The sequence below is a fragment of the Candidatus Poribacteria bacterium genome, from assembly GCA_016866785.1.
GTDB lineage: Bacteria > Poribacteria > WGA-4E.
Window position 1 is genome coordinate 1 of sequence record VGLH01000054.1, and the last position, 26471, is coordinate 26471.

19 protein-coding genes and 1 tRNA gene are annotated in these 26471 nt (G+C 64.7%); 7 read left to right on the top strand and 13 right to left on the bottom strand.

Going from position 1 to position 26471, the window contains the following annotated elements:
* Positions 1-1200: phytanoyl-CoA dioxygenase (locus FJZ36_09630; GenBank protein MBM3215160.1), on the bottom strand; the 1200-nt coding region annotated here is incomplete at its 3' end.
* Between FJZ36_09630 and truA the strand changes: the two genes are divergently transcribed.
* The 3 genes from truA to FJZ36_09645 are packed head-to-tail and all read left to right on the top strand — an operon-like array spanning position 1127 to position 6610.
* Positions 1127-2101: a tRNA pseudouridine(38-40) synthase TruA gene (gene truA, locus FJZ36_09635; GenBank protein MBM3215161.1), complete on the top strand. Its 975-nt coding sequence runs from the start codon at positions 1127-1129 to the stop codon at positions 2099-2101. The genes FJZ36_09630 and truA overlap by 74 nt on opposite strands.
* A gap of 52 nt (positions 2102-2153) precedes the next feature.
* A complete protein-coding gene (gene smc / locus FJZ36_09640; protein MBM3215162.1) occupies positions 2154-5711 on the top strand; it encodes a chromosome segregation protein SMC in 3558 nt (1185 codons plus the stop codon).
* A 32-nt stretch (positions 5712-5743) separates the two neighbouring features.
* Positions 5744-6610 (top strand): site-specific DNA-methyltransferase, encoded by an 867-nt coding sequence (locus FJZ36_09645; protein ID MBM3215163.1) that lies wholly within the window; start codon positions 5744-5746, stop codon positions 6608-6610.
* A 56-nt stretch (positions 6611-6666) separates the two neighbouring features.
* On the opposite strand, the gene FJZ36_09650 is transcribed toward FJZ36_09645, so the two are convergent.
* Positions 6667-7782, bottom strand: a complete 1116-nt coding sequence (locus tag FJZ36_09650; GenBank protein ID MBM3215164.1) for a DUF2961 domain-containing protein — start codon at positions 7780-7782, stop codon at positions 6667-6669.
* Between the two features lie 638 nt (positions 7783-8420).
* Here FJZ36_09650 and FJZ36_09655 point away from each other — a divergent pair.
* The gene (locus tag FJZ36_09655) at positions 8421-10295 is read left to right on the top strand and encodes a serine/threonine protein kinase (protein ID MBM3215165.1); all 1875 of its coding nucleotides are present in this window, start codon (positions 8421-8423) and stop codon (positions 10293-10295) included.
* On the opposite strand, the gene FJZ36_09660 is transcribed toward FJZ36_09655, so the two are convergent.
* Positions 10274-10360, bottom strand: a tRNA-Leu gene (locus FJZ36_09660). The two genes, FJZ36_09655 and FJZ36_09660, sit on opposite strands and share 22 nt — an antisense overlap.
* A gap of 131 nt (positions 10361-10491) precedes the next feature.
* Between FJZ36_09660 and FJZ36_09665 the strand changes: the two genes are divergently transcribed.
* From FJZ36_09665 to FJZ36_09675, 3 genes are read left to right on the top strand one after another with little or no spacing between them, the layout of a single operon-like run.
* Positions 10492-11094, top strand: a complete 603-nt coding sequence (locus tag FJZ36_09665) for a M3 family oligoendopeptidase (protein MBM3215166.1) — start codon at positions 10492-10494, stop codon at positions 11092-11094.
* Positions 11095-11109: 15 nt separating this feature from the next.
* Positions 11110-12384, top strand: coding sequence for a M3 family oligoendopeptidase (locus FJZ36_09670; protein MBM3215167.1), 1275 nt, complete (start codon positions 11110-11112; stop codon positions 12382-12384).
* Positions 12381-13142, top strand: a complete 762-nt coding sequence (locus tag FJZ36_09675) for an aldolase (GenBank protein ID MBM3215168.1) — start codon at positions 12381-12383, stop codon at positions 13140-13142. Before FJZ36_09670 ends, FJZ36_09675 begins: the two co-directional genes overlap by 4 nt.
* Before the next feature lie 106 nt (positions 13143-13248).
* Here FJZ36_09675 and FJZ36_09680 read toward each other — a convergent pair whose 3' ends face one another.
* The 10 genes from FJZ36_09680 to FJZ36_09725 all read right to left on the bottom strand — a co-directional run bounded on the left by FJZ36_09680 (position 13249) and on the right by FJZ36_09725 (position 25633).
* Complete coding sequence (locus tag FJZ36_09680) at positions 13249-14502, bottom strand: ammonium transporter (protein ID MBM3215169.1); 1254 nt, start codon at positions 14500-14502, stop codon at positions 13249-13251.
* A gap of 521 nt (positions 14503-15023) precedes the next feature.
* On the bottom strand, positions 15024-16280 hold the full coding sequence (locus tag FJZ36_09685) for a glutamate-5-semialdehyde dehydrogenase (GenBank protein ID MBM3215170.1): 1257 nt from the start codon (positions 16278-16280) through the stop codon (positions 15024-15026).
* A gap of 11 nt (positions 16281-16291) precedes the next feature.
* The gene (gene proB / locus FJZ36_09690) at positions 16292-17482 is read right to left on the bottom strand and encodes a glutamate 5-kinase (protein ID MBM3215171.1); all 1191 of its coding nucleotides are present in this window, start codon (positions 17480-17482) and stop codon (positions 16292-16294) included.
* A complete protein-coding gene (obgE, locus tag FJZ36_09695) occupies positions 17379-18755 on the bottom strand; it encodes a GTPase ObgE (protein ID MBM3215172.1) in 1377 nt (458 codons plus the stop codon). Before obgE ends, proB begins: the two co-directional genes overlap by 104 nt.
* Before the next feature lie 82 nt (positions 18756-18837).
* Positions 18838-19104 carry a 50S ribosomal protein L27 gene (locus FJZ36_09700; protein MBM3215173.1) on the bottom strand — a complete coding sequence of 89 codons (267 nt, stop codon included), beginning with the start codon at positions 19102-19104 and terminating at the stop codon, positions 18838-18840.
* Positions 19105-19131: 27 nt separating this feature from the next.
* On the bottom strand, positions 19132-19446 hold the full coding sequence (gene rplU / locus FJZ36_09705; protein MBM3215174.1) for a 50S ribosomal protein L21: 315 nt from the start codon (positions 19444-19446) through the stop codon (positions 19132-19134).
* Between the two features lie 119 nt (positions 19447-19565).
* On the bottom strand, positions 19566-22229 hold the full coding sequence (gene mutS, locus FJZ36_09710) for a DNA mismatch repair protein MutS (GenBank protein MBM3215175.1): 2664 nt from the start codon (positions 22227-22229) through the stop codon (positions 19566-19568).
* 35 nt (positions 22230-22264) lie between these two features.
* On the bottom strand, positions 22265-23092 hold the full coding sequence (locus FJZ36_09715) for a phytanoyl-CoA dioxygenase family protein (GenBank protein ID MBM3215176.1): 828 nt from the start codon (positions 23090-23092) through the stop codon (positions 22265-22267).
* A gap of 65 nt (positions 23093-23157) precedes the next feature.
* The gene (locus tag FJZ36_09720; GenBank protein MBM3215177.1) at positions 23158-24735 is read right to left on the bottom strand and encodes a hypothetical protein; all 1578 of its coding nucleotides are present in this window, start codon (positions 24733-24735) and stop codon (positions 23158-23160) included.
* Entirely contained in the window at positions 24725-25633 is a 909-nt protein-coding gene (locus tag FJZ36_09725) for an ATP-binding cassette domain-containing protein (GenBank protein MBM3215178.1), read from the bottom strand. The genes FJZ36_09720 and FJZ36_09725 overlap by 11 nt, the downstream gene beginning before the upstream one ends.
* Between the last annotated feature and the right edge of the window lie 838 nt (positions 25634-26471).

Sequence of the window (26471 nt, forward strand, 5' to 3'; positions counted from 1 at the left end):
CAGCGCCAGGGCGGCGTTTCGGCGGACCCACTCGTCCTCGTCCTTCATCGCCGACGCCAACGCAACCGCCCCGTCTGACACGCGCTGACCGGCGGTTCCGATGGCTTCTACGGCGACGCGCCGGACAGTCACTGCTGGGTCCGCTGCGGAGCGACACAGGGCACCGACAGCGCTTTCAGCTGACCAGCCGATGTCGAGGAGGGCGCTCGCCGCCATCTCGCGGACCTCGGCGCGAGCGTCTTCCAGCGCATCGACCAGCGGCTGCACAGCAGGGCTGCCCATCGCGGTGAGCCCGTAAGCGGCGTTCCGCCGCACGTACCCCGACTCGGAGCGCAATCCATCCATGAGCGATGGAAGCGCTTCGGGGCCCAGTTCCGCGAGGCGGTACGCCGCGTCGAACGCAACCCGCTCCGGCTCCGCGCCCAGTTGGGATGCGAGCGCCCCGATGGAGCCGTTGCCAGTCCCATGGACAGCTTCGTGAGACGCCTCGCCCCGCTGCCAGCGCCACATGTGCCGCCACATGCGCGGTTCATCCGTGTCCACGGGAGCCCAGGTCTCGGTCAGGTTGTCCCATGTGGGACGCGTCGGTTCGTCGAGACGCGTGAAGAGGAACTTGATCATGAACCGCGTCCGGTCACTGCGGTTGGGCATCCCGCGATGCCACAGATCGTAGTGGACGACGGTGATGGAGCCCGCCTCGCCGGTGACGGGCACCTCGCCCTCGTTGTTGGGTCCGTGCTGCGGCTGGTTGTAGTAGCTCGATCCTGGGACGATGCCTGTGGGCCCGATCTCCACCGGTGTGTCCTGAGGGTAGTAGAAAGCCATCATCCACCGCGTCCGGTGGTGACGCCGCGCCCATGAGTCCTTGTGCATCGTCTGACCCGGGCTGCCCGGAGCGTTGTAGTGGGGATGCCGGTGCGCGTGGAGCAGGTACGTCGGTCCCAGCACGCTGGCGAGCGCTCCGTGTACGACCGGATCGTCGAAGACCTGCTGTACCTCAGGAACTCTCGGCAGCAGGTTGTTGCCGGGGTTCCCATCCTTGTCGAAGGCGTCCTGCATTCGTCGGTAGACCGAATCGTGGAACTCTCGTGGAAGGGACGTCCTCAGCGACACGTACCCGTCCCGGATGTACCCTCGCATCTGCTCGTCGGAGAGAAGTCGTGCCTCGCGCGACATGACCGGATGCCTCCCATGTGCCATCACCGTCGGACAACGAACGGCAAGAGTCTACCCAGTCGGCTCGTCGGGCTCAACGCGCGGTGCGACACGGTTCGCTTCTCGCGCGGAGTCCGTGTATACTTGCCACCGAAATCCGACCGGAAGGGGCGGCTCCCCCAAGAACATGCCACGCAATCTCCGACTCCTCATCGAATACGACGGGACGGACTATGCCGGCTGGCAGGCACAAGACAACGCCCTGACGATCCAGGCGGTCATCGAGCGAGCCGGTTCCCGCATCGTTCGCGAGGACATCCGCTTGACCGGGGCTGGGAGAACCGATGCCGGCGTCCACGCGTTGGGTCAGGTGGCGAACTTCGTGACGTCGTCTCCGATTCCCTGCGCCGGGCTCAAGCGTGCGCTGAACGACGCCCTCCCGCGCGACATCGGCATTCGGCGCGTCGACGAGGTGCACGACCGGTTCCACTCGCGATTCGACGCTCGGAGCAGGACGTACGTCTACACGCTGCTGAACCGGGATGATCCCTCAACCATGTCCGCGCGTTACGAGTGGCACTACCGGCGCCCCATTCCGGTCGATGTCTGGGACGACCTGTGCCAGCGCGTCCCGAACACCCGCGACTTCGCTTCGTTCCGCAAGACGGGCAGCAGTCGCACCTCGACCCTCTGCGACGTGTCCGACTGCCGGTGCTGGAACGAAGCCGACCGCGTCTTCGTATCCATATCGGCGGACGCGTTTCTGCGCGGCATGGTTCGAGCTCTGGTCGGGACCTTGGTGCGCGTGGCTCCGGAGATCGGGATAGGGAGGGAGGCGGCGGGCGACGAGTTCCAGCGGATACTCGACGCGCGGGATCGGTCGTGCGCTGGCGAATCCGCCCCGCCCCAGGGATTGTGCTTGACTCACGTGGCATACGACTTATGACGAACGTGGGAGGCATGCCATTGGCTTCGGCGACCATGGAGAGCGATCTCCGATGCGACTGAAACAGCTCAAAGTCAGCGGCTTCAAGAGCTTCGCCGACTCCGTCGAACTGTCGTTCGAAGAGGGGACGACGGCAATCGTCGGGCCCAACGGCTGTGGCAAGAGCAACGTCTCTGATGCCATCCGATGGGTGCTGGGTGAACAGAGCTCCCGGTCTCTGCGCTGCGCCCGGATGGAGGATGTGCTCTTCAACGGCGGTTCGGACCAGAAGCCCGCGAAGGTCGCCGAAGTCGCGCTGACGCTCTCCAATGAAGACAGCCTCCTGCCCATCGACTCGCCGGTGGTGACGATCACGCGCCAGCTCCATCGCACCGGCGAGAGCAAGTACTTCATCAACGGTTCCGCCTGCCTGCTCCGAGACATCCACGAGCTCTTCATGGACACGGGAGTCGGGAAGTCCGCCTATTCGCTCATGGAGCAGAGCAACATCGACCTGATCCTGAACACGCGCCCGGAGGATCGCCGCTACCTGTTCGACGAGGTCGCGGGGATCAGCAAGTACAAGTACCGCAAGAAGGCAGCCCTCAAGAAGCTGGACGAAACCGAACAGAACCTGATCCGCATCAACGACGTCATCGGCGAGTTGGAGCGCGAGACCGAAGTGCTGCGTCAGCAGGCGGCGCGGGCGCTGCAGTTCAGGGAACGGCAGTCGGACCTTCGCGTTCTCGAAGTCGAACTCGCCCGACGCCAATGGAACTCGCTCCGCGCGAAGCTGGCTGGCATCGAGGAGGAGTTCCGCGCGGTTCAGGAGGCGGTTCAGTCCGCGACGACCTCCATCGACGAGCTCGACGCATCGCTGGCATCGGGAGCCGAGCGCCGTGAGCAGCTCGACCGCGAGATCAACGGCGCGCAGTCGCAGGTTCATAAGCTGGAAACGGAGATTGAGCGGACCGAGAGCACGATAGCGCTCTACAAAGAACGCCAGCTCAGCCTCGCCGAGCAGCGGCAGAACACGGCGGCGCAGATCGAGAACTTGAACGGACAACTCGAACGGATCGGCAAGCAGATCGCCGAGCGCCAACGCGAACGCGAGCAGTTGCAGATCGCTCTGGGACTCGACGAGGGCAAGCTCAAGGGGAGGATGCGCGTCCTCGAAGAGCTGTCGCGCCAGATCAAGGAAGCTGAGACCAAGATCAGGGAGTCCAAGGCGAAGGTCATCGAGCTGATGAACCAGAGCACGCGATCTCAGAATGAGCTCGCGACTCTGGAGAACCGCGCCGAGTACTCCCGCTCCCGCGAAGGTAGGCTCAAAGCCGACATCCTGCGGCTGAAGAAGTCGCAAGAGGAAGCGCAGATTCGGGTCGAGGAGGCAGAGCGCCGAGTCACTGACCTGAACGCGCAGTTGGCGGCGCACAAGGCGAACGTGTCCGACTACGACACGCGCATCGAAGCGGCGCAGACCGAAGTGCGCAAGCTCGAAGCGGAGATGCGAGGTCAGCAGGACACGCTGGCGATGGCGATGTCCCGCGTGAAGTCGCTCGAAGAGCTCCAGCGCTCCTACGAGGGGTTCTACCTCGGTGTGCGCGCGATCCTGCGCGTGCACGAGCAGGAGCCAGAACGCCTACCGGGCATCTGCGGGGTCATCGCCGAACTCGTTCGGACCGAGCCGGACTACGAGCAAGCCATCGAAGTCGCTCTGGGAGCCGGCATCCAAAACATCGTCACCGACACGGCGGACGACGCCAAGACAGCGATCAACTTCCTCAAGCAGCACCGCGCCGGACGTGTGACGTTTCTGCCCCTGGACATCTTGCGTCCGCGTCGCGGCTTGGAGCGCGAGCTCCTGAACTACGACGGCGTCGTCGGCTACGCGCCCGACCTCGTGTCGAGCGACCCGAAGTACCGTCCTGCCGTCGAGTCGCTGCTGGGGAACGTGTTGGTCGTGGAGACCCTCGACGCGGCGATCCACATCGCGCGTCGCGAACGCACCGGGATGCGGCTCGTGACGCTCGAGGGCGAGATCGTGAACCCCGGTGGCGCGATGACCGGCGGCTCGCAGCGCGAACAGTCGTCGGGGTTCCTCCAGCGTCCGCGCGAGATCGAAGACCTCAAGGAACGCATCGGGCAGTTGACTGACACGCTCTCGAAGAAGGAAGCCCGTCGCGCGCGTATCGCCAAAGACCTAGCGGACGCGCAGCAGGCGCGGGCAACCACGCAGACGGAGGTCCAGGCGTGTGAGATCAGCCGCGCGGAAGCGGTCAAAGACCTCGGGCAGTTGCGCGATGGCGTGAAGCGTGTCGACGAGGAGCTCTCGATCATCGAGCACGAACTGGAGCTCTTGTCCGTCGAGACCGGAGACATCACGCGGGAGCGCGGCGAGGTCAAGGAGAAGGTCGACGACATCGAGAAGCAGTGTCAGTCACTGAACCGTCTCGCCGACCGCCTCCAGGAGCAGGTGACGAGCGAGGAGACGAAGCGCGCCGAGGTCGAGGCGTCCGTCACCGAGATGAAGGTCCAGATCGCCAGCTCGCGCGAGCGGTACGAGGGGATCGCCGGGATCGTCTCGTCGCTGGAGGACAACGCTGCGGAGGTGCGGCGAACGATCGAGGAGTACCGACAGTCGGTCGAGAACAGCGAAGACCTCGTGCGAGAGCTGGAAACCCGCGTTTCCGAAGCGCAGCGGAGCTTCATGCTGCTGGAGCAGAGGAAGTTCGAGCACACCGAGGAGGTCGTGCGGCTGGAATCGGAGCGCAGCGAGCTCGTCGCGTCTCTGGCGGAGCGGGACAAGGAGGTCCGACGCCTGCGCCGCGAGCTCGAGAAGCTGGCGAAGACCCGACACAACCTCGACGTGTCGGTGACGCAGATGCAGATGGAGGAGCGCGCCATCGCGGAGCGTCTGCAGGAGAAGTACCGCATCGCCGTCTCCGACGTCGAGAGCGATCCAATGGTCGGCAGTGACGACTTCCAGGTCGCGGAGAAGGTACGCGAGCTCCAGGCTCAGATCGAGTCGATGGGAGTCGTGAACCTCATGGCGATCGACGAATACGAAGGTCACCGCACGCGGCTGGAGTTCCTGAGTGTCCAGCGGGACGACCTGGAGCAGGCGCGCGACTCCATCCTGAAGGCGATCCAGAAGATCAACGAGACCTCCCGCGAGCGGTTCATGGAGACCTTTGAGCTCGTCCAGGCGAACTTCCAGGAGGTTTTCGTCCAACTGTTCGGCGGCGGCGAAACCGAACTGCGTCTGCTCGAAGCCGAGGACGTCCTCGAAGCGGGCATCGACATCATCGCCAGGCCCCCGGGCAAGCGTCCTCAGACGATCACGATGCTCTCCGGCGGCGAGCGCTCGCTGGTCGCCATCGCGCTCCTGTTCGCCGTGTTCAAAATCCGCCCGAGTCCCTTCTGCGTCCTCGACGAGGTCGATGCCGCCCTCGACGAGGCGAACGTCGTTCGGTTCGCCAACCTCATCCGCGACTTCGCCGAGGAGACGCAGTTCATCCTCATCACGCACAACAAGCGGACCATGGAGAAAGCGGACCTGCTCTACGGCGTGACGATGGAGAAGGCGGGCATCTCGAAGGTCGTCTCGGTGAAGTTCGCCGACGCATAACGCGGCTCTCTCGCTCTCAGGCGTGACGGACTATGCCGTGCATCGACATATACCATGGCGACAACCTGCCCATCCTTCGCGCAATGGCTGACGCCTCGTTCGACCTCGTCTACGCGGACCCGCCATTCAACACGGGCAAGCGGCAGTCACGAACTCGTCTACGGACGGTGCGAGACGACGAAGGCGACCGGACGGGCTTCCAGGGGAACCGGTACCGGACCGTCAAGCTGGGGAGCCAGTCGTTCGCCGACGCATTCGACGACTACCTGGGCTTCCTGGAACCCCGTCTCGTCGAGATTCGACGGATCCTCAAGCCCAACGGCTCGCTGTTCCTCCACATCGACTACCGCGAGGCGCACTACTGCAAGGTGCTCCTCGACCTGCTGTTCGGGCGCGAGAGCTTCATCAACGAGATCGTCTGGGCGTACGACTACGGCGCGCGTTCCACCAAGCGCTGGTCGCCGAAGCACGACACGATCCTGTGGTACGCCAAGGACCCGTCAGACTTCGTGTTCCGCCTGGACGAAGCCGACCGCATCCCGTACATGGCTCCTGGATTGGTCGGTCCTGAGAAGGCGACGCGCGGCAAGATGCCGACCGACGTCTGGTGGCACACCGTCGTCAGCCCGACCGGGAAGGAAAAGACGGGCTACCCGACCCAGAAGCCACTGGGCATTGTCACGAGGATCGTCAAGGTGCACAGCCTGCCGGAGGGTCGGTTGCTGGACCCGTTCGCTGGAAGCGGCACGCTAGGCGAGGCGGGAGCCCGCCTGGGCAGGGATGTCGTGCTGATCGACAACAGCGCGACGGCGATGGACACGATGGCGCGCCGGCTCGCCTTTGCGGAGCCCCGGTTCCACGGGTTCACGACGCCGGAACCGGTCGTTTCCAGTCCGTAACGAGCATCGGTGCCCGACGGACGCCGGAGCGTCCGTCGGGCGTTGGGCATGGTTGCCTACTTCGGCGACCACTTCGCCGGGCTGATGGGGCTTCCGCTCCGTCCGCGATCCGTCACGGGGATGGGCAGATCGATCGGGTAGAGCGTGACGTCCGCTCGCGGCAGCCGATCCTCGACGTTCGGAAGCGGCAGGAGCGGCTTGCTCGGGAGCGTCTGGTACCAGTAGGCGGTCGAGGAGTAGTCGTCGCTCCGGTCGTTCGCGTGTCCGTGTTCGATGCTGACGCGGATGGACTTCGTGAAGACGACCGGGTCGCAGATGTGGTAGCGATAGACCGTGATCTTCTCGTTGAACCCGTTGTGCGGGCCCCTGTGGTAGGAGACGCCGCAGTACGGGAACGTGTTGTGCGGCTGCGAACCCCACGCCTGCGAGAAGTAGTCCTCGCTGCCGGTTCCATGCAGATCGGGGGGCCACTTCTGGCCGTCGATCATGATCATGTCGTCGCCTTCGCCCCACCATCCGCCCATCAGATTGTGGATGCTCAGGTTCACGCCGACGTAGTGTCCCCGCCCTTCAGCCTCGAAGAACAGATAGTTCTCGGCGTCGGTCAGGTTGACGTCGGGCGTTGACGAATCGAGCGTCGCGGCGCGCGGACAAGGGTTCTCCCGGCGCCACTGGGTGTGGAACCGCGCCATGTCGTCGCCGACGGACGGCAGGGCATCGTAGTCGACGTAGAAGTAGAACGACCGGATGGGCTTGTCGCTCTCGTTGGTGACGGCGATGCGCGCGCCCTTGGCGAAGGGCATCGGGAAGTAGGCGTTCATCGCCGCGTGCTGCTCGTTCTGGACGTTCGCCGACATGTTGAGAGGCGCGCACGAGTAGGACGTGGCTCGGGCGTGACCTACACCGAAGAAGTCGCCCAGCGGCGTCTCGACGCTCGGATGCGCCTGTCCGTCCCACCACATTCGGAGGACGGTCTTCCGAAGGTACAGCGGGTCCTCTGCTGCGACCGTCACCCAGATGTGACGCACGATGCCGGCTCCGTCGATTTCAGCCAGCGTGGTCGTCTCGCCAGGTGGGATGGGCCACGCGTCGCCGTTCCGTCCCGACTTGTCCCAGCTCGAGATGCGGCGGCTCGTTCCTGGCCGCAGGCGGCACAGATCGTCCAACACGATGGTTCCTCCTGTGTGGAAGCTCCGGTCCGAACCTGTTCGACCGCAGTCTACGCCGATGGAACCGTTCCATCAACGGTTGCCGGGCCGCCGTCGCACGCCTGAGCTGGTCGGAGCAGACCGTGTCGAACCCGCGCATCTGGCACGGGGAACAGGCATCGCCCTCGACACGTCCGGCGTTGGGTGGATGGGGTCAGGATATGCCTTTGAACATGCGATCGCCGGATCGCGTTGCCCTTCTCGGCAGTGCCGATCGCCATACTCGGGGACCGAGCGCAGGTGCGGATTCAGCCCGGAATCACCCGGTCTCTTGAGGGATGTGGACCCGTCGGAACTGCGCAAGCCATCGTCGCAGGGCTGTTTCATGAAGCCCCTCGATCCTCGCACGGCGGGGTCCAGACGAACGTCCACTGCTCCGACGGGACACCAGCCGTCCGTGGAGCCACCGTTTCCGCTCCGTCGCTCCCGCGAAAGCGGGAGCCCAGAGCCCTGGATCCCCGCTTCCTGGCCCCGCGAAGGCGGGGCTCGCGGGAATGACCCGTTGGGTTGACCCGATTCGGGATCAGGCGGTCCGTTCATGAAACAGCCCTGCCATCGTCGGATGGCGATTGACGCCCCATGCCGACCGTGTTAGCCTTTGGATGCATGTCGCTGCCGAGAGTGCGCTTCCCGTCCGCTGGGCGGATCCCAAGCTGATGATCGACAATCCATTCCTTCGCGAGAAGTACCGCATCGAGCGGCTCATCGGAAGCGGCTCGTTCTCGTCCGTGTACCGCGCGTTGGAGCTGCGCTGCGATCGCAGAGTCGCGATCAAGGCGCTTCGCCGCGACGTCTACGAGAACTCCTACCGCTACATCGTCTCGGAAATCGGCGCGATGGGCAGGACGTGGCAGCACCCGAACATCGTGTCCATCCATACGGTTGAGCCTGGAGACGACGAACACGTCGCCTATATCGTCATGGAGTACGTGCCGAACGGGAGCCTCCATGTGAAGCTCCAACAGGCTCCGCTTCCGTTCGACGAATGCTTGGGCATTCTCACCGACATCTGCTCGGGCCTCGCCCACGTTCACCGCCAGAACGTGATCCACCGGGACATCAAGCCCAAGAACATCCTCATCGACGCGGACGGCATATCGAAGGTGTCCGACTTCGGTGTCGCTCAGGTCCGGGATGCGGTCTACGACTATGCCTCGACCTTCGCCGGGACACGGCGATACATGGCGCCGGAACAATACGACGGTCAACACGACCATCGCGTCGATATCTTCACCGTGGGGATTCTATTCTGGGAAATGCTGACCGGGACGTTCCCCTACCCGGGCACGACGCACGATGAGGTCCGCGACGCCAAGAAAACCATCTCGCCTGAGCTGCCCAGCATCGTGCCGAAGCCCGCACGCGAGATCGTCAGCATGTGCCTGCGCCCCGAACCCCATGATCGCGTCTACGACACGGATCAGTTGCTCGTCGCCATCAATCGGATACGGGAATCCGAGTACGAACGAGTGGGCGCCAAGCGACTCATGAACGGCACTCCCGTCGAGCAGCTCGAGACCGCCATCGAGGAGACGCGGCGTCATCTCCGAATCCCAGCCTCGACCGCGCGTTGGATGCGTCAGGCGTCCGCGCTCGAGCAACGGCAGCGGCTCAAGGCGGAGTCTGACACCGAAGCGATCGCGACTGCCGCGACGCGCCTTCAGGCTGCAGCCGATTTGGCGCATCAGGGCTCCCATGAGCAAGCCTTGCGTGAGATCGAAGCGGCTTCGGCGACCGGAGTCCTGGCAGATGGGTTGGTCGACGCGATCCGCCGAATGTGCTCGCCGCCGCCTGTCGAAGCCGTCGCCCAGGAGCCGGTTCCGCAACCGGCGACAGAACACGGAACTCGCCGAGAAACAGGTTTCCGTACCGATACGAGACATCGGCAGTCCGACTCGGCGGCACTGGAGACCACGACTCGCTCAAACCAATCCCACGGCAGAGCGTGGGCTACACGTCGCGCATACCGGCAGAACGCCCGAAAGCTGGCGAAGGCAGCCGCTCGTCTAGAAAAGAATCGACGGTCAGTCGAAGCTGGGGATGCCTTTCGCAGCGCCGGTGAATCAGCCGCCGCCGCCGGGAACACGCATCGCGCCGCCAGGTGGTTCTTGCAGAGCGTCGCGTGCTATGCCGGGGCTGCAAGGGCGTTCGAAGCAAGCGGGGACCTCACTGCCGCCGCAGACGCCTATCGGCGCGCTGGAAATGGATGTGAGCAGGCGACTGTGCCGGCTCGGGCGATCGACCACTACGAATCCGCTCTGAAGGCGCTCTGGCGTTGCGCGGAGGCTGCGTTCGCGGAGGGACGTGTGTCCGATGCCGCTTCGATGTGCCGCTCCGCCCTGGCGCTTGCCGGTGGAACCGGGGCGTGGCAGCACGCCGGAGCTGTACGGGAACTGCAGCGACGGATTCGGAGTGCGCAATCAGGCGAGCAGGAGAGCGAATCGGGGACGAAGCGTGGTGCCGGGACGGGGACTTGAACCCCGACGGGCTTGCGCCCACTAGATCCTGAATCTAGCTCGTCTGCCAATTCCGACATCCCGGCTTGGGATCGGCTCCAAGGCGTGAGATGATTCTAGTGTGGCTCGGGCGCGGAAGTCAAGCAGTCTGTGGGCGTGACGCGGGTACCGTATCGGGTCGGTGGCGTGATCCCAGCGATTGAGGGAGTTCCTGGGCTTGGCGGATCGATCTGACAACAAAGCCATCGTTGGCGACACGTCTCAGTGGGACATGGCGGCCGTATTCCCCGGTCTCGGCTCGGGTCCGTTCGAGAGCGAGTTCGCCACCGTCTCCAACCGCATCGAGGCGCTCATTCGGTTTCTGGACGAACGCGGCATCGGCGCTCGCGAGCGGGTCCGCACGACCGCCGCTGTAGTGGCGGACTTCGAGCACCTGGTCACCGAGCACAACGAGATTCTCGATCGCGCCCGAACGCTGGCAGCCTACATCCACTGCCACTTGACGACGGATTCGCGCGACGACGCAGCCCAGGCGGCATGGAGCCGGTTCCAGAGGCTGTCGTCGCGGTTGTCCATCGTCGGGACACGACAGTCGGCGTGGTTGGGCTCGCTCAACACCGAGTCACTGATATCGAGGTCGGAGCAAGCTGCTAGCCATCGGATGATGCTCCGCACGGCGAGGGTGAATGCGGCGCACATGATGAGCTCGGGCGAAGAGGAGCTCGCATCCGAACTGTCTCTCACCGGCAGCGGCAGTTGGGTGAAGCTGTACCGATCCGTCGCCTCGCAGATGCGGGTCCGCTACCACCTCGACAGTTAGCCGGACGAGGTGCCGATGAGTCGCATACGCGCGATGTCCCAGCACCCGGATCGCGCGTTGCGCCGCGATGCGTACCGGGCAGAGATCGAGGCGTGGGAGCACCATGCGGCTCCGATTGCCGCCGCCCTGAACGGGATCAAGGGCGAGGAGACGATCCTAGCCAGACGGCGGGGGTGGATGTCCGCACTGGATCAGTCGCTGTTCGAGAACCATATCGACCGAGCGTCGCTGGATGCCATGATGGACGCGGCGACGAGCTACTTCCCGCACTTCCATCGGTATCTGGCTGCCAAGGCGCGGTCGCTGGGCGTGGAGCGGCTTGCGTGGTACGACCTGAGCGCTCCGGTTGCCGACGGCGACCGTTCCTGGACATACAGCGAAGCCTCGGAGGTGGTGCTCGAGGGCTTCGCCCAGTACTCGTCTCGCCTGCACGATCTCGCGTTTCGTGCCTTTCGAGAACGATGGATCGACGCGTCGTCAAGACCCAACAAGCAAGACGGGGCTTTCTGCGTAGGTCTGCGCCGCGACGAGTCCCGGATCCTCATCAACTTCCGTCCGACGGCGACCACCATCACCGCACTCGCCCACGAGCTAGGACACGCCTACCATTCGGCAGTGTTGAGCGAGCTCCGGCCCCTACAGCGGCAGTACCCCAAGACGCTCGCGGAAACCGCGAGCATCTTCTGCGAGACTCTGGTCCGCCAGCATGTCCTCGACCATACCAGCAACACCGATGAGTTGGTGATGCTCGACTCGACCCTCCAGAGCCATGTGCAGCAGGTTGTCGACATCGCGAGCCGGTTCCTTTTCGAGCAGGAACTGTTCGAGCGCCGAAGCCGGCAGGACGTACCCGTCTCGCAGCTCGTGGAGATGATGACGGACGCCCAGGCGAAGACCTACGGCGAGGTGCTCGATCCCGCCGCGCGACACCCCTACATGTGGGCGGCAAAGCCCCACTATTACGGTCCCGCGTTCTACAACTACCCGTACATGTTCGGTCTTCTATTCGGGCTCGGCTTATACAGCCGATACGAACAGGACCCCGGTTCCTTCCGACGCGACTACGACTCGCTCCTGCTCGCCACGGGCAGTGAAGAGGCGGCGGAGCTGGCGTCACGGTTCGGCATCGACATACGATCCAGCGAGTTCTGGACGGGAAGCCTCGATACGATCCGGCGCGAGGTCGATCGGTTCGAGGCGGCAGTGGATCGCTCGCTCGCCCGATCTGCTGCTCCGGTCGCTGGGACCGCTGGCGGACGCCGCCGCAAGAAAGAGCAAGCACAGGGATGAAAGCAAACCGACTCAAGCGGCAACTGGCGAATGGCGAGACGGTCATCGGTACGTTCTGTCTCGTCCCGAATTCGACCGTCGTCGAGGCGCTGGCGGTATCGGGATTGGACTTCGTCATTCTCGACACCGAGCACGGGCCCATCACAATCGAGACCTGCGAGGATCTCATCCGGGGATCGGAATGCGGCGGCGCTACGCCGATCATCCGGGTCAGCCAGAACCAGCCCGACCTCATCCTCCGCGCTCTCGACATCGGAGCCGGGGGCGTCCAGGTTCCGCAGTGCGGATCGCGCGAGGACGCCGAGCGCACGGTCCGGGCTGCGAAGTACGCTCCGCGAGGGGAGCGCGGCGTGTCGATCTTCACACGGGCTGGAGGCTACATCGGTTCGCGAGATCACACCGAGGCATGCAACTCCGAGCAGCTCGTGATCGTGCATATCGAAGGCGTCGGTGGGGTCGAAAACCTAGACGATGTGCTCACCGTCGATGGAATCGATGTCATCTTTCTCGGGCCCTACGATCTCTCCCAGTCCTTGGGCATCACGGGTCAAGTGGACCACCCTCGGGTTCGGGACACGCTCGTCGAGTGCACGCGCAAAGCGCGCGCAGCGGGTCGGTGGGTCGGCTCCTACGCCCGCGACGCCGAAATGGCGCAATGGCTCATCTCAATCGGCGTGCAGTATGTCGCGACCATGGTTGACGCCGCTGGCATCGTCCACTACTACCGCAACCTGATCGCCGCCATCCGGGGAGTGTAGAAAAGCCTCGACGGCGAGAGGCGCTGGGATGTTCTGGCGCCACTCGCCGCGAGGCCCTCTGCGCCGCCGGGAGGATTATCGGCGGCCACCGGATTCCGCCAGGTCTCTAGTCACCCTCCCCCGCGAACGCGATGCTTCTACCCGTCTGATCGTCGTGGTGGTAGGCGTGGGTCCCGTGTTCGCCCGCGTCGAGACCCTCCATCTCCTCGTCAGCCGACACGCGCAGCAAGCCCGCAGCCTTGAGGACGCCGAAGAGGATGCCTGTCGTGGCGAGCGTCCAGACCGCGACGACACCGATTCCGATCGCCTGCGAGACGAGCTGGGCAAGTCCGCCGCCGAACAGCAAGCCCGCCTTCACGCCGGTCGCGGAAGCAAACGGGTCCGCGGCGAACAGACCCACAGCGAGCGTGCCCCACACGCCGTTGACGCCATGGACCGCGAACGCGCCCACAGGGTCGTCCACTTTGAAGGTCCGCTCCATGATATCGACGAAGAGCGTGCACAGGACGCCTGCGATAGCCCCGATGATGATCGCCGACCCTGGAGAGACGACCGCGCACGGTGCTGTGATGGCGACGAGGCCGGCGAGAACGCCATTGAGCGTCAGGCCGACATCGGGCTTCTTCACCTTCGCCCATGCGAAGAACATCGCCGCCAGACCGCCGGCGCAAGCCGCCAGATTCGTCGTCACCGCGATACGGGCGAAGGACGTGCTCGCCCCGAGAGTCGAGCCCGGGTTGAACCCGAACCAACCGAGCCACAGGATGAAAACGCCTGTCACCGCGAGCGGAATGCTGTGACCCGGTATGACGCGCGGGTTCCGCTTGCTGTCGAACTTGCCGAGTCGCGGTCCCAACAGGATCGCGCCCATGAGAGCCGCCCATCCACCGACCGAGTGAACGACCGTGGAGCCAGCGAAATCATGGAAGCCCAGCTTGGCAAGGAATCCGCCGCCCCAGATCCAGTGCCCCTGGATCGGGTAAATGAGCGCGGAGATGACGACGCTGTAGATCAGGTAACCCTTGAAGTTCGTGCGCTCCGCCATCGCACCGGAGACGATTGTGGCGGATGTCGCCGCGAACACGACCTGGAAGAACCACTCCATATACTCCCAGTTGTTGATGGAACCATCGGCGCCGACGGCGTCGGAGAGGAACCACCGCCCCGTTCCCAGGAACCCGCCTTGGCTTGACCCGTACATGATCCCGAAACCGACCGCCCAGAACGCCATCGATCCCAGACAGAAGTCCAGCAGGTTCTTCATGAGGATGTTCACGGTGTTCTTGGACCGGGTGAACCCGCTCTCGACCAAGGCGAACCCCGCCTGCATGAAGAACACGAGGAATCCCGCGATTCCCATCCATAGAAAATCGGAGAAGCTGTGGTCGCCTTCGCCCTGCAGGCTCTCCTTCACGAACGCCTGGACGTTCTCTGGCACGCCGTCTTCGGCTTCGTCCGTCGTGATCGCATCGGCTGTGGCGGTCGTGGGCTCCTTCGAGGCTTCGACGTTCTGAGCGACGGAAACGATCACCAGCGGGTCGACGACCCCAAGTAGCAGAGCTACGGTCAGTGCGATCCCGAAACCTCGGCGTGCCGCCTTGATTCGCGCTGTTTGCATGGAATGCCCCTCAGTCGTCGTCAGCACATCGCGAGCCGATGTGCGCAGAGCAGATGGTGAGCCGACGTACCTTGGGCGTGCCACAGCAAGCGGTGTGCCAAGTGCGCGCAGGGGAGCCGATCCCGGGCGGGACGGGTTCCGACAGGCATATTCGGTCGTCATTCCCGCCGAAGTGCGGGCGCTCTACGCCTGAGCATGCTGAATATGTCAGCGGGGGGTTGCGTACATTTTGGGCAGTGGTCCGGCGGACCGGCGCGGCGGGATCAGCCGCGCACCTGCCCCGATCCGTAGACGATGTACTTGTAGGTCGTCAGCTCGTCGATGCCCATGGGACCCCGGGCGTGCAGCTTCTGTGTGCTGATACCGACCTCCGCGCCCAGACCGAACTCGTAGCCATCGGTGAAGCGCGTCGAGGCGTTCACGTAGACGGTGGCGGAGTCGACGTCGAGGAGGAACCGCTGTGCGGCTTCGTAGTCGTCGGTCACGATGGCGTCGGAATGGTGGGAACCGTACTCCTCGATGTGAGCCACGGCGTCGTCGAGCGAGTCGACGACCCGTACCGAGAGGATCAGATCGAGATACTCGGTTCGCCAGTCGTCTTCGGTCGCGGCGGCGGCTTCCGGCAGGAGGTGGCGTGTCCGTTCGCATCCGCGCAGTTCGACGCCGGCAGCGGTGAGCCGCGCCGCGATGCGCGGCAGGAACTCATCCGCGACGTCGGCATGCACCAGAAGCGTCTCCATCGCGTTGCAGACGGAAGGTCTCTGGACTTTCGCGTTGTACGCGATACCTTCCGCCATATCGAGGTTCGCTCGGCGGTCTACGTACGTGTGGCAGATGCCGTCCTCGTGCTTGACGACTGGGATCGTCGAGTTCTCCATGACGAACCGGATCAGACCCTTGCCGCCGCGCGGCACGATGACGTCGATGATGTCGTCCAGCTTCAGCAGTTCGCCGACCGCCCTTCGGTCGGTCGTCTCGACGATCTGGATCGCCTCTGCGGGCAGTCCGGACTCGGCGGCGGCGGAACGCAGCAGCCGGACGATTGCCGTGTTCGAGTGGATCGCCTCGGAGCCGCCCCGCAGCACGACCGCGTTCCCCGACTTGATGCAGAGCCCGGCTGCGTCCGCCGTAACGTTCGGACGCGACTCGTAGATGATGCCGACCACGCCGAGGGGTACTCGCATCTTCCCGATGCGAAGTCCGTTCGGGCGCACCCACATGCGGTCCACGTTGCCGACGGGGTCGGGCAACGCGGCGATCTGCCTGAGACCATCCGCCATGCCGTCGATGACCTTCTGCGTCAGCGCCAGGCGGTCGAGCATCGCTTTGGTGAGATCGTTCGCCTGACCTGCGTCGAGGTCGAGCTGATTCGCCGACTGGAGAGCATCCACGTTGCCGGTCAGCGCCTCAGCCATGCGCATGAGGGCGGTTGTCTTCGTCGCCGAGGAGAGGGCAGCCAGGGTTCGCGCGGCTCGCTTGGCGGCGAGCGCCTGTTCGCGGACACGGGTCTCGGTCGTCATCATAGGGCTCCCTAGTCGGGATCAGCGGACGTTGAGTCGTCGGGCGTCTCAGCGTGGTCGATGAGCACGAGGTTGTCGCGATGGATCACCTCGTCGGCGAAGTGGTATCCGAGAATGCTCTCGATGGCAGCGGTACGGCTCCCCTGGATCGCGCGGATCTCGTCTGCCGCGTAGTTGACCAGTCCACGCGCGAACTCGGTTCCTTCGGCGCTCAGACAGCGGACAGGGTCTCCGAACGCGAACGTTCCGTCAACCGCGATAACGCCCGAAGGCAGGAGGCTCTTGCCACGATCCGTCAACGCGCGGACCGCTCCGTCGTCGAGTGTCAGCGCGCCTCGCGGCGACAGCGTGTACGCGATCCATCGCTTCCTTCTACCCAAGCGCGTCGACGATGGGCAGAACAGTGTCCCGACCTCTTCGCCGTCGAGGATGTCTGTGAGGACATTCGGTCGTCCGCCGCGCGCGAGCACCATCGGTTTGCCGGAGGAGACGACGATCTCGGCGGCGCGGAGCTTGGTCGCCAGTCGTCCCGTTCCGAGCCCTGCGCCGCTGGCGCGGTCGCCGTCGGCGATCCGATGGACCTGAGGCGTCAGGCGGTCCACTTCCGGAATGAGGCTCGCGCCCGGATGGGTGTTCGGGTCAGCCGTGTAGAGCCCTTCGATGTCGCTGAGCAGGACCAGTAGATCGGCATCCGAAGCGTTCGCCACGTGCGCCGAGAGCGTGTCGTTGTCGCCGACGCGGATTTCGTCGACCGAGATCGTGTCGTTCTCGTTGACGATGGGCACGACGCCGTAGCGGAACAGCGCCGCGATGGCATTGCTGAAGTTGACATAGCGTCGGCGGTCGCGAAGGTCGCCTGCAGTGATGAGCACCTGAGCGACCGGCTGTCCGAGGGCGCGGAACGCCGTCTCGTACGTGTGCATGAGCAGGCTCTGACCTACGGCTGCGGCTGCCTGCAGTGATCCGATATCGCGCGGTCGTGACCGGAGCTTCAGTCTGCCGGAACCGACGCCGATCGCCCCTGAGGTGACGAGGATGACCTCGAGTCCCTGTTGCCTCGCGGCGACGATCTGGCGAGCCAGTTCTGCGATCAGCGACTCACTCAGCTCCCGCGTTCCCGCTGTCAGCGTCGTCGTTCCGACCTTGACGACGAGGCGTTTGACGCCGCGAAGCCAGGTAGTCCGCGAACGTGAGTGGGTGATCCCCTGCTGAGAAGACAAGCTGTGTGTCCCCTATCTGGATCGTGTCGCCCTCTCTCGCCCCGGCACGCTTCAGCGCCTTGATGACGCCCATCCGCGTCAGGCGGCGATGCAGGAGCCAGACGGCTTCGTCGTTGCCCATCTCCGTCATGACGACCGCGCGTCGCGCCGCGTCGCTGTCCACGCAGTAGATTCCTTCGCTCCGGCTGACGCGGACGCCTCGCCGCCGCTCTTCGCGGAACAGAACGGGCTCTTCGGCGTCGTCGGAGGTAGCGGCGTCGACGGCGCGCATCTGTCGGAGCCGTGCGTAGGCTTGCCGCATCAGCGCGTCGAGCCCCTCGCCGGTGACGCCGGATACGACGTGAACCGGTCGCCCGCTCAGCGCGTCGAGCAGACGAGGCAGGTTCTCCTGCGCCGACGGCAGATCCGCCTTATTCAGCACGATGATCTGCGGCGTATGCGCCAGCGCCTCCGAATGCGCACAAAGCTCGCGGTTGATGACGACGAGATCGCGCAGCGGGTCTCTGCCTTCGACGGCGGCGCCATCGAGGACGTGGAGAAGGAGCCGCGTTCGCTCGACGTGCCGAAGGAAATCATAGCCCAGCCCCGCTCCCTCGTGAGCCCCCTCGATGAGTCCCGGCAAGTCTGCCACGACCATGTTCTCGCCAAGTCCGAGGCGGACGACGCCGAGGTTCGGGCTCAACGTCGTGAACGGGTAGTCGGCGATCTTCGGCTTCGCCTCGGAGACGTGCGCGAGCAGCGTGGACTTGCCCACATTCGGGAACCCGACCAACCCAACGTCCGCAATCAGGTGCACCTCGAGTCGCAGCCGTCGCGCCTCTCCGGGCTCGCCGAGCTCGCGAACGCGAGGCGTCCGATAGGTGCTCGTCTTGAACCGTGCGTTGCCTCGTCCCCCGATGCCGCCCCGGGCGACGACGGCTTGGGAACCGGGCTCCGACAGGTCGGCAAGGCGTTCGCCGGTCTCAACGTCGTCGATGGTCGTTCCGACCGGGACGAGCACGCGGGTGTCCTGACCGTCGGCTCCGTGGCGCTGGTTCCCTTCGCCGTTGCCGCCTCTCCCCGCGTCGTAGTGCTGCGAGTACCGCAGATCGATGAGCGTGGAGACCGACTCGGTCGCCTCGAAGATGACGCTTCCGCCCTTGCCCCCGTCGCCGCCGTTGGGCCCGCCGCGCGGGACGTGCTTCTCGCGTCGGAACGCCAGGCAGCCGTCGCCGCCGTCGCCGCCACGGACTTCGATCTCGGCAATGTCGATCATCGGTGAGTCCCGACGCGGAAAAGACGAAAGCCTCGTCGCAACGAGGCTCCCTCATCCGCAGGCGTGGTTGTGTCGCGCGGACCTACGCGGTCGGCTGTTCCGAGTAGACGCTGATCTGCCGTCGCGTGCGATCCTTGCGTTCGAAGCGGACGACGCCGTCGATCTTGGCGAAGAGGGTATCGTCGCCGCCGATGCCGACGTTCTCGCCCGGATGGTAGCGCGTGCCGCGCTGACGGACGAGGATGGTCCCGGATCGAACCTGCTCGCCCTCGAAGCGCTTGACGCCAAGCCGTTTGGAGTGGCTTTCGCGCCCGTTCTGCGTGCTGCCCTGACCCTTCTTGTGCGCCATTTCGGTTCCCTCCCGAGGTCCGGACAGCTAGGAGTTGATCGCTTCGACTCGGAGCCGCGTGAACGGCTGCCTGTGACCCAGCTTCCGCTTGTACCCCTTGCGACGCTTCGACTTGAAGACGATCAGCTTCTTGTTCTTGTCCTGCGCAACGATCTCGCAGACGACCGCGGCGTTCTCGACCTGCGGCGTACCGATCTTCGTCTCGCCCGAATCGAGCGACACGAGCCGCACATCGCTCAGCGTGACCTGGTCGCCCACGTCGCCGTCGAGCTTCTCGACGTCCAGCATCTCACCCACCGCGACGCGATACTGCTTGCCGCCGGTGGTGACAATCGCGTGCATATGCGTCCACTCCTGGTGCCCTAGCCGGGCTCCACCTGAAACCTCTGGCAGCCCGCTAGACTGCGAGACTCATGCTATCCCGCGACGTGAGGCATGTCAAGGTTCACCGGCTCCCCGCGTCACGAGTCGGACTCGTCGTCGAGCTTGCGTTTGAGCCCGTGGAGGGCGTTCAGCGCTTCGAGGGGCGTCATGGTGTCCGGGTTCAGGCGGGACAGCGCTTCGCGGAGCTCTTCGAGTACGGGGTCCGCTGTCGAGGATGCAGGCGCACCGAACAGTGAGAGCTGCAATCCGCCGTCGGTGACGTTGCGCTTGGGGAGCCGCCGACGGGCACGCGGCGCCTTTTTGTCACCGACCGAGATGTCGTGCCTCTCCAGGATGCCGAGGATTTCCCACGCCCGCTGCACGACGGCTTCCGGCAGACCCGCCAGCCGCGCGACGTGGATGCCGTACGACTGGTCCGTGCCGCCTTCGACGACCTTGCGCAGGAACGTCACCTTCTCGTCGTCTTCGTGAACCGCGACGTTGTAGTTGCGCACCCTCGGATACCGGTCTGCGAGCTCGATCAGCTCGTGATAGTGCGTGGCGAAGAGCGTCTTGGCGCCGAGCTCCCGCAGGATGTGCTCGGAGACCGCCCACGCGATGCTGAGCCCGTCGAACGTGCTGGTTCCTCTGCCGATCTCGTCGAGGATCACGAGACTGCGCGACGTCGCGTTGTGCAGGATGTTCGCCGTCTCGTTCATCTCGACGAGGAACGTGCTCTGACCCATGGAGAGATTGTCCGACGCCCCAACGCGGGTGAAGATGCGGTCCACGACGCCGATATGCGCCTCGGAGGCGGGGACGAAGCTCCCCATCTGAGCCATCAGCGCGATGAGGGCGACCTGCCGGAGGTACGTCGATTTCCCGGACATGTTGGGCCCGGTGATGATGTGCAGCGGCTCTTGGCGCGCGCTCAGATACGTGTCGTTCGGGACGAAGCCCTCGTGGGTCACGAGCTGCTCGACGACGGGATGCCGACCGTTCTTGATGTAGATGACGTCGCCGCCATCGACATCGGGCTTGACGTAGTTGTTCCGCGCCGCCACGAACGCGAACGTGGACAGGAAATCGACGTTCGCCACGACGCTCGCCGCTCGCTGGATTCGCGACGCCTGCTCCCGCACTGCATCGCGAACCTGGACGAACAGGTCGTACTCCAAATCGAGGATGCGCTCCTCTGCCGTGAGCACCTTCTCCTCGAACTCCTTCAGCTCCGGCGTGATGAAGCGCTCGGCGTTCGCCAGCGTCTGCTTGCGGATGTATTCGGCAGGAACGTTCGCTAGGTTCGCCCTGGTCACCTCGATGTAGTACCCGAACACCTGGTTGAAGCCGATCTTGAGGCTCGCGATGCCGGTTCGGTCGCGCTCCGACTCCTGCAGACTGGCGATGCGCTCCTTGCCGTGGGCGATCACGTCGCGCAGATCGTCCAAGCCGGGGTGATATCCGTCGCGGATCAGGCGACCCTCCCGGAGGGACATCGGCGGATCCTCGTGCATCGCCTGCTCGATGAGCGCCGACACATCCTCGCACGTGTCGAGGTGCTCGTGGAGCGTGGTCAGCAAGCTCGACGAGCATGTGGACAACATCTGCCGCAGCACGGGCAAGACGGCGAGCGACCGTCCGAGTCCTCGCAAGTCTCGCGCATTCGCCGTGCCGAGACCGATGCGCCCCATGAGGCGCTCGATGTCATGCACGCCGTCGAGGAGCTCGCGCAGGTCCTCTTGACGGTGGATGTCCGCGCGAAGTTCCTCGACGGCACCCAGCCGCGCCTGGATCTCGCGGACGTCGAGCAGCGGCTGAAGGAGCGCTTGCCGCAGCTTTCTGCCGCCCATCGCCGTCAGGGTCGCGTCGAGCACCGCGAGCAGCGTCCCGTGCGTCGAGCCGTCGCGCATCGACCGAAGGAGCTCCAGGTTCCGCTGAGTCTCCGGGTCGAGCGTCATGTAGGACTCGGTCGAGTAGGTCTCGATGGCGACGACGTGGTGGATCGCGTCCTTCTGCGTGTCTTTGAGATAGGCGAGCAGGGCCCCCGCCGCGCCGACGGCAGACGGCATCTGTTCGCAGCCGAATCCGTCCAGCGAGACCATCTGGAAGTGATCCAGCAGGACTCGTCGCGCCGTTGGCGGGTCGAACCTCCAAGCCGGGAGGCGGTTCACGACGGGCTGAGTCGGACGACCTGCGAACTCCAGTAGCTCGCCGCGACGCAGTTCCTCGCTGACGACGATCTCGGGCGGGTCGAGCCGGTTCAGTTCCGCGATGAGACGTCGGTCGGAACCGATCTCGGTCACGTAGAACTCGCCCGTCGACACGTCGGCGCACGCGAGCCCATGGCGTCCGTCGTGCTCGTAGACTGCGACGATGAAGTTGTTCGCCTTGATCTCGAGCACCTTGGGGTCGGTGACGGTACCGGGCGTGACGACGCGAACCACGGCGCGCTTGACCACGCCCTTCGCTAACTTGGGGTCCTCGATCTGCTCGCAGATCGCGACTTTGTAGCCGGCTTGGATCATCTTGTGGAGGTAGGAGTCGAGGGCGTGATGCGGGAAGCCAGCGAGGGGAGTCCGTTCGCCGTTCGCGTCCTTGTCGCGGGCCGTCAGCGTGATGCCCAACGTCTTGGCGACGATCGGCGCGTCTTCGAGAAACGTCTCGTAGAAATCGCCCATGCGGAAGAACAGGATCGCATCCGGGTTCTCAGCCTTCACCCGAAGGTACTGCTCCATCATGGGCGTTTGCTTGGACGCTCGCATCGCGCTCCAGACCTATCTGTCCGCGCGTACCGATGCTACGACGCGGCGTTGCCGGCTCTCGCTTTCCAGCGGAGCAGGGCGTCTTCCGATTCGGTCCGGATGGGCTCCGGCTTACCTTGGCCCGCGCCTTTGCCACTTGCCGGAGCGTTGCTCATCGCGTTGTAGGCGACGATGACCGCTAGCCGGGGGTACTCCGACGTGTTCGCCGCCGACACGTGCGGCACGTTCGAGTGCCAGAACGCGACGCCGCCGGGAGCGCCCGTCATTGCACGGACCTCATAGCGCTCGACCAGGGAGCGAACCGCATCGTCGCGCATGCCGAGTTGGTTCCCGTCCGTGCCGGACTCGATGGGAACATGCTCGAGGCGTCCGAGCTTGTGAGCTCCCACCATCAGGTTCAGGCACCCATTGTCAGGCCGCGCCTCGTCGATGAAGACCATCACCGACAGAAGACGCTCCGTCGGGCACCCATCTCCATACCAGTAACCGTAGTCCTGATGCCACTTCCACGGCGCGCCCGTGCGCGGCGCTTTGAAGATGAACTTGCTGTGCCAGTGGAACACGTCCTCGCGCAGCAACTGTCGAGCGGGCTCCACGATTCGCGGCAGTCCAGGCAGCAACCCGTAGGCGGAGTCGCCCCGCTGTGTCCAGAGCGCCATCGCCGTCGTCGTCGCTCCACGATCGCGCTGGGTCCAGGCTCCGGGCGTCGCCATCGCCCGGTCTACTTCCTCGCGGAGGATCGCCACTTCCTCTTTGCTGAGCAGCTCCGGGAAGAACAGGAACCCAAGGCGGTCGTACTCTTCGATCTGCTCGTTCGTCAGACGCATGGAAACCTCCCTCACCCACACCGGCTCGAATCGCATCGTAACGATACCACAGGCTGGGGCGTTCTCCACGTCCCGACACGTTGGCGCGAACCGGTCCGGCGTCAGAGGGCGTTGATCTGGCGTCGTCCGCCGCTGGCGCGGGCCCAGCGAACGATCTCGCGAAGGGAAGGAGGCTTGCCGGTCATCAGGACTCCAACGCGGAAGACACGTCCTGCCGCCCAAAACGCCACGACCACGGAGAGCATCAACTCGACCGTGGTGACGACGTACTCCCAGACCTCCGGTGGACCGGCAGAACGGTTCATCATGACGAACGGCGTGAACGTGGGAATGAACGAGAGGATACGGGCGAGGGTTCCGTTGGGGTCTCGCGTGATGGGCGTCAGCGTCAACAGAGGCAGGATGAGTGCCAGCACGATCGGCGTCATCAGGTTCTGAGCTTCCTTGTGCGTGCTGCAGACGGAGCCGATGGCAACCAGCAGCGCGGCATAGAGGAAGTACCCGAAGATGTAGTAGCACAGGAAGAGCAGCAGATAGACGGGGTCTGAGGCGATCTGCGCCAGTCCGAGGTCGGGCATTCCGACGAAGAACCGGGGGAGCGCCATGGTTGTCGCATAGAAGAACGCGACCCACGCGCCCACGATGGTGAGACCCGTCGCCGCCATTCCGAGAATCTTCCCCGACATCAGCTCCAGCGACGACACCGAGGAGAGCAGCACTTCGAGAACGCGATTCGACTTCTCCTCCACCGTGTTCATCAACAGCATCTGAGCCGAGCTGAACACGGACACCCACAGGATGTAGACGAAGATCGCGGGCGCCCACTGGCGCAGCTTGTCGGATGCCTTCGCGGCGGAGGTCGCGCCGCCCGATCCGACCACCTCCCCGACGAACGACAACGGCGCCGAGAGCCATCCGGCGATCTCAGAAGTCAACCCCTGACGCTCGATCCGGCGTTCGCGCACGACTTCGCTGGCGCGCCATGCGTACCAGTCGCGCAGGCTCGTGTCGGTCAGGTTCTTCGAGACGTATCGCGTGCCATCGGAGCCGGTGACGGGATCGGGCCCGATGACGAAGTAGGCGAACAGCCTTCCGTCAGCGATCTGTCGATTGAGCTCGTCCACCGCAGCGGGCCTGTCGGGCGGCGCGACGTAGGCGTAGCGAGTCGCGTCGAGCCCATCGTCGATGCGCTTCGCCTGCTTTGCCGTCAGTGATCGATACCACGACTGCGCTTCGGCGCGTGCCGACAGAACGAGCTCTTTGACATAGCTGTCCAGTGCGCTGTCCAGTGCCTCGACTGCGGCATCGGACCCGGCGAGCGCTCCCGCGACGCGCGCCCGATGGTCATCGCTGAGCGGCTTGACAGCCACGGCGAGCTCCACCATCGAATCGGGCAGCGCGTAGGCGGATGAATCGCCGGACTCCTCGATGCGGATCGTTGCGCGTAGGAGCGTCGTGAACTCCTGGGTGAGGATGCGCTCCTGGACCGCGGCTCCGAGCCAACCGGACCCGTCGATGACGGTGTACGTTCGTCTGCCTGCCGACTTCGAGAAGAGGAAGGGAACCGCGATCGACGCGATGAGAATCACCGGGAACACCAGCAATCCGAGCCAGAAGCCCTTGGTGCCCAGGTTCTCCAAGTACTCGCGCCGCGCGACGAGAGCGACCCTATTCGCCACTCGCGTCCTCCTTCACGGCACGCACAAACACCTCGTGCAGCGACGGCTCCCGAAGGTCGAACCGTCGCACGCGTACTTTGCCGACGACTTGCGCGAGAACGTCCTGGGGGTCGGTTCCACTGTCGAGGATGAGCTCCGCGTGCTTTCCGGCGTCGTTCACGCGCGACACGCCTCGCAACTCCTTGAGGGGCTCGCCGTCGCCGTCGTAGTCCAGTTGCACGGCGGTTCCACCGGCATCGAGGACGGACGCCAACGGACCATCGAGCACCTTGCGCCCACGATGGATCAGCACGATGGCGTCGCAGATCTGCTCCGCCTGTTCCATGACGTGCGTCGAGAAGAGAACCGTCTTGCCCTGACGACGCATGTTCACGATGACATCGCGCATGATCTCGGTGTTGACCGGATCCAGCCCGGAAAACGGCTCATCGAGGATGACGAGGTCAGGATCGTGAATCATCGTGCTCAGGAGCATGGCTTTCTGGCTCATGCCCTTCGACAGCGCCTCACAGCGCTTGGTGACCCAGTCGCCCAGTCCGTAGACGTTCAGTAGATGTATGGCGTTCTCGTGGGCGGCTTTCTTGGGCATTCCCTTGAGCTCGCCCGCGTAGGCGACCATCGCGCCCACGCGCATCTTCTTGTAGAGCCCCTTTTCCTCCGGCAGATATCCGATCCGCTGACGCACCGCCGCTGCGTCCGCCAAGCCGAGCACCGAAACGCTCCCAGAGTCCGGCTCCAGAATGCCGACGATCATGCGCAGCGCGGTCGTCTTGCCAGCCCCATTGGGCCCGAGCACGCCGTAGATGCAGCCGGACGGCACGCGGAGGGACAGCTCGTCGACGGCGACGACGTCGCCGAACGACTTGGTGACACGATCCATGATCAGGGCGTCAGACATGGGCGGATCCGTTCGACGAGGCGGTTGCGACGGTCACAGGGCTCTGGGGCGGTCACGAGCTTTCGGACGATAGCCGTGAAACCCCTGCGCGCGTCTACCGCTGGCACACGACGATGTACTCGCGCGTCATCGTCGTGTCCTTTGCCCCTCGCACGTTCGACGGGCTGTTCTCCGACGGCATCCGCTTGCTGGGTATGGCGCGGATGATCGTCTGCCGATGCGAGAATCCGCGACGCGCGAAGGCGTCAGCGACGAACGCGTCCGTCGGGAGCGTGATGCCCTTCACGCGCCTGTTACCAACGACATAGCACACGGTCGCGTGTACGGCGAGGACGGACACGACCGTCTGGATGCTTTGCGCCAGGTCGATGTAGTACGCAGTGACCTGATTCGCCCGCCGGGCATCGACCGAGGCGATCCGCTCGACGACTTCAGCGACTGGGCCCAGATCGGCTCGACACTCCCGGTGGCGTCCACCCATGGAACGCCGGTCGACGCTGCGAGGGTTATCGAGTCCGATCCATTCCGCGGAAAGGCGCGAGAACTGACCGTAGGCGACCGTCGTCGCGGAGTCGCCGTAGGGAGGCAAGGTGACCACGAGACCGAATCCGTTCGGCGGAGCCACGACCGGGCATTCGCCCTGCGACGCGTCGGAGGCACAGACGTGTACCTCGACATCCCGGCGCCGGTCTCCGAAGCTTTCCAGTCCGCGTCGGTTGCGTTCCAGCTTGTCGAGAAACGCCCCGAAGACGTCGGGCTCGAGCGCCTCCCGCTGTGTCGGCTCCATGCGATAGAGCTTGAACTCGCCGTTCCGAATGTAGCTACAGTCCCGCGCCGC